The 4,155-nt window shown below is 57.8% G+C and carries 4 protein-coding genes; all 4 read left to right on the top strand.

Annotated elements, in window-relative coordinates; translation table 11 throughout:
• Positions 1–478: 478 nt before the first annotated feature.
• The 4 genes from IEX88_RS26565 (at position 479) to IEX88_RS27395 (ending at position 4,114) form a co-directional block, all read left to right on the top strand.
• Complete coding sequence (locus IEX88_RS26565; RefSeq protein WP_244640515.1) at positions 479–1,756, top strand: PAN domain-containing protein; 1,278 nt, start codon at positions 479–481, stop codon at positions 1,754–1,756.
• 270 nt (positions 1,757–2,026) lie between these two features.
• Positions 2,027–2,389 carry a hypothetical protein gene (locus tag IEX88_RS26570; protein WP_188855499.1) on the top strand — a complete coding sequence of 121 codons (363 nt, stop codon included), beginning with the start codon at positions 2,027–2,029 and terminating at the stop codon, positions 2,387–2,389.
• 334 nt (positions 2,390–2,723) lie between these two features.
• Positions 2,724–3,728, top strand: coding sequence for a hypothetical protein (locus IEX88_RS26575; RefSeq protein WP_188855500.1), 1,005 nt, complete (start codon positions 2,724–2,726; stop codon positions 3,726–3,728).
• Entirely contained in the window at positions 3,725–4,114 is a 390-nt protein-coding gene (locus IEX88_RS27395; RefSeq protein ID WP_505625260.1) for a PM0109 family protein, read from the top strand. Before IEX88_RS26575 ends, IEX88_RS27395 begins: the two co-directional genes overlap by 4 nt.
• The last annotated feature ends 41 nt before the right edge of the window (positions 4,115–4,155 follow it).

A 4,155-nucleotide genomic window follows, 5' to 3' on the forward strand; every position in this document is an offset into this window, starting at 1 on the left:
CGAAGTGTCGAGGACACCTGGCGCCATCTCGGCAACCTCGTCACCACCATCGGCCCAGACGAATGCAGCAACTATTTCGCAAGCGCCGGCTATGCTTCCAGCAAACCTGAAACGCTCTAGGCGCCCGTCAGATGGCCAACGGACTGGATGGCATCTGAACGCTTGTCTGGCAATGAGAAGCCGAAGCGCTCCGACACGCGTGGAGGCTTCATTCCGCGACGACGCACCATCGCTTTCCATCTACCTCTGAGCTTTCGGATCGTCGCCATCGCAAACTCCGCTTATTACGAAGCGATTGCGTAGGACGCCGGCACAGGGGAGCCAAGGGACATTCCTGGGCGACAAGCGGCATCGTCGGCCCACGCAACCGCGACGTTAGGCTTAAACATAGTTGTCGTCGGGAACGGGCGCCAAGCTCTTGCAACCTCTGGGCGATATCGATCCTATGCAGAGAGTGCGCTCCTGGTTGGGTTTCTCGATGACGAACTTCCTCGCCCGGTTTTTGACGATCGCTTTGATCATGTGCGCGATGGTCCATTTTGGGCCAACGGCTGATGCAGCCGAGAGGCAATTTGGCCTCTTCAGTGTCGATAGCGAGCACCCCGAGGCCATCCACATGGACGGCGCTCTCGATGCCGGTTCGGCCTTGAATTTTCGCCGCGCTCTGAACGCTGCCCCAGACGCCAGAATCCTCGTGCTGAACAGCCCGGGTGGCCTCGTGCAGATGGGTCTCCTCATCGCCGACGACGTCCATCTCAGGAAGATGGCGACACTGATCCCGGCCGGGTCGACATGCGCATCCGCCTGCGCCTTCATCTTCCTGGCAGGTGCCGAACGTCGTGCAGACGGTCAACTCGGCGTCCATCAAGTCTCGAACGACGTCGGCGATCTTGAGTCCGCCCAACTCTCGATCGCCGACATCATCGAAGTTCTCAACCGCTTCCAGACGCCGATCGACGTCCTGACCATTATGTTCAAGACGCCGGCAAACGACATGCACTTCTTCTCGCCGTCCGAGGTAGCGCTCTATGGCATCAACAGGTCGGCGGGCGCGACACCGGCTGCTGGCCCACCTACCCCCGTGAACGAGACACCGTCCGTATCCTCACTGCCGACCTATAAGCCAGCAACGGCTGAGGCAGCGGCCCCTGCTACCCCTTCAGTAGCGAGCCTTCCGACACCCGACCTATCTACGCTGGAGGCCTATACGCGCCGTCCTACGCGCATGGCCCTCTACAGCGGCCTCGACTTCAACGGTCAGGACATCGAATCAGTGCGTGTAGGCGAGGCCAGCCAGTGCGCCCGTCGCTGCTTTGAGATCGGGTCGGAGTGCAAGGCCTTCACCTACAACGCCGACACACGGATCACCCGCGGTCCGAATTGCTTCCTGAAGACCGGCAGCGGCGCGATGGACGGCAATGTCATGGCGATCTCCGGGCTTCTGCTCAATCGCGCCGAGAAGGATCCCGCCCCCTTCTCGATGGGGATCATCGATCCTCGCGAGGGCATGATCGAGGACATTGACCTTCCCGGCCGGGATCTTTCCCCGAGAGCTCATCCGACCGCCAAGACCGGACCGCAATGCCGCCTGGCCTGCATTACCAACGACCAGTGCCAGGCCTTCACCTTCATCAAGCGCAAGAAGGAGTGTTGGCTGAAGTCGAGCGTCGGCGAGGCACGCTACAAGCCCGGCATGGTCAGCGGCGGCAAGAAGCTCGCGACGTTCTCACCCATGTCGGTGATCGCGCTGGAGTGAGCAGCGCACCACCGGTGCCGAAGAGCTTTCAGTCCTTCGCCATTGCAATCTCCAGTGGTTCACTGAGAGAGTGCGTAGGATGCTGGCACAGGGTGCCAAGGAGGCATCTCCTCCGATGGGCCGGCTATCAGAGCGGCCTCACGGGATCCTGCAGAGACCTATACGGGAAGTGCATTAGAAATGAACCCACAGGAACTATATCATACCCTTGGGAACCTCGTGGCGACGTTCCCTGACTTTGCGGCTCACCCTCTGAGCCCGGAAACGCAGATGTGGATCGGCAGAGCATACGCGTCAGTTCAACAAGTGGGAAACCTCATCGACACCGGGCACGTGATGGGCATATCGCGCAGCCTGAATTCCGATGACGCGCCACGTCGATTATCTGCTGCTGCAGCTTTGGTGCCGATCCTCTACAGGAATTTAGCTGTTGCAGAGATGAATGCCCCCGCACCGGCTCGAGGAGCATTCATCCCGGCGGGCAACGAGTTCGACGCGTTTGCAGCGATTGGCCGCGTTTTAACGACCGCAGAGGCGGACGCGCTGATAGTTGATCCCTACATGGATGAACGCACCCTTACGGATTTCGCCGTCCTCGCCACTGAGCAAAGTGACAATTCGGCTGCTGGCTGATAGCCAACACGTGAAAGCCAGCCTACCTCCGGCTGTTGAACGTTGGCATGCCCAGTATGTAAATGTCCGTTCACTGGAGGCTCGGCTTGATCTCGCACGCTCTCTCCACGACCGACTTATCATCGTGGACGGCAGAACAGCCTGGATCCTCACCCAGTCGCTTAACGCGTTTGCTCGTCGGGCTCCGGCCACGATCGTGCGCTCGGATGAGGAGACGTCCCGGCTGAAGGTCGACGCTTATCAGCAGATTTGGGAGAACGCAGCGGTTTTGGCATAAACGGCCCGAACGTGCAGCCGCGCGCATTCACTCTCGCCTTTTCGGTTCATTCCACCGATGTCACCGGTCGGCCTCGACCTGGTAGAAACGCTGATTTGTTCTATTTTGACACGATCTGTCGAGATTTACACAAGGGGCTTTAAGGGTTTTTCAATCGACGAAAAATCCAGGCTTCTTCAACATGACTATCCTGAGAGAATTTACTACTATGACCAAGAAAAGCTCCAGGGTAAACCGGTGCATCCGCACGGCACCTCGCTCCGGCAAAATTCTTCAACCATGCTGAATGCCATCCTTAATGGAAAGTCTGCCAGCGTGCTCGATCAAGAAGGAGTGCCAGCTGCAGTTGCTGACATGCTGCGCACCAGAGAGGATGCCCGCACATCGACTATATTTGAGCGCCTATCCTATCTGCCCGGTCCCGTCGCTTGGTCTCTTCTTAGGCGCGCCTCCGGTGGCACTCTGCCCAGCTACCGCCTAGCTCACCTGGAAACGATCGAATTTTGGCCAAACTGGTCGATGGGCCGCGAAGACAGGCACCATGCCCAACCAGACGTTTTCCTGCGTTGGACACTTGGCGACCCAGGGCAAGCCTTCGAAATGATCGTCGAAGCGAAATTACCGTGGACTGGGCAATGGGAGGGTCAATGGCGCGACCAACTCGATGCCTATCGAAATCACATTCTCGGACTTGCACCAGGCGTTTATCAGACAGCTGAAATGGGAATTCCTAACGGCTTGATCTATCTTTGCGTCGATGGTCTTGGCCGTCGGCCTGCCGAAAATATCGTAGGACGAAAAGCGGACTTCAAACTGCCTGCTGATCTCCCCCCCGTCACTTTCGCGGGCTGCTCGTGGCAGACCCTTGCCGAGGCTTTGGGCGATATGAACATTGCAGGCGAACTGGCGGATGTGCCAGGCGCCCTCGTCGCTGATTTGCGCAGCGCCCTAGCTTTTCTCGGCCATGTCCACTTTTCGATGCCTGATGCGCTTCTAAAAATGACGCATATTTCTAACTTTTCAGCCGATTTCGATAATCTTTTGAAGTGGATCCCCGAATGAGTAAAGATTTAGCGTCCGAACACTTAGGCAATACGCTTGCTAGCGTGAGGCAGGCATACCGCCTCGTAGGTGAGTATCAGCGTCGCGTGTTTGCAATCATGCGCTCCGTCGAAGAACGGTTTCCTGAACTTCGTTTTCTTTACTGGTCACCAGCCCGGTGGGACACGCCGCCCAATCGTGGAAGCAATCCACTCCTTAAATGGGCTTTAGATGGGATACCATACTACACATTCTCAATACTCTATGTAGAAGCGACGCCGGCACGTGGGACCAACTCGACCTGGATGCTAGAAGTCCATCATCGAGCTGACACCGCTCTTTATGTGCACGGCGGTGACAAACCAGGCCACAGGAGCGCCGGCATAACGCCGAGTGCGGCGGAGTAAAATCCGGCCAGTGGTTAGGCTGTTCTCTTTTGCAGAGGGCG

Source organism: Aureimonas glaciei, from assembly GCF_014643375.1.
GTDB lineage: Bacteria > Pseudomonadota > Alphaproteobacteria > Rhizobiales > Rhizobiaceae > Plantimonas > Plantimonas glaciei.

What these genes read in the sequence shown, in the direction of transcription:
- IEX88_RS26565 (WP_244640515.1), top strand. Translation starts at nt 479, where the DNA reads ATGACGAACTTCCTCGCCCGGTTTTTGACGATCGCTTTGATCATGTGC.
- IEX88_RS26570 (WP_188855499.1), top strand. Translation starts at nt 2,027, where the DNA reads ATGTGGATCGGCAGAGCATACGCGTCAGTTCAACAAGTGGGAAACCTC.
- IEX88_RS26575 (WP_188855500.1), top strand. Translation starts at nt 2,724, where the DNA reads ATGTCACCGGTCGGCCTCGACCTGGTAGAAACGCTGATTTGTTCTATT.
- IEX88_RS27395 (WP_505625260.1), top strand. Translation starts at nt 3,725, where the DNA reads ATGAGTAAAGATTTAGCGTCCGAACACTTAGGCAATACGCTTGCTAGC.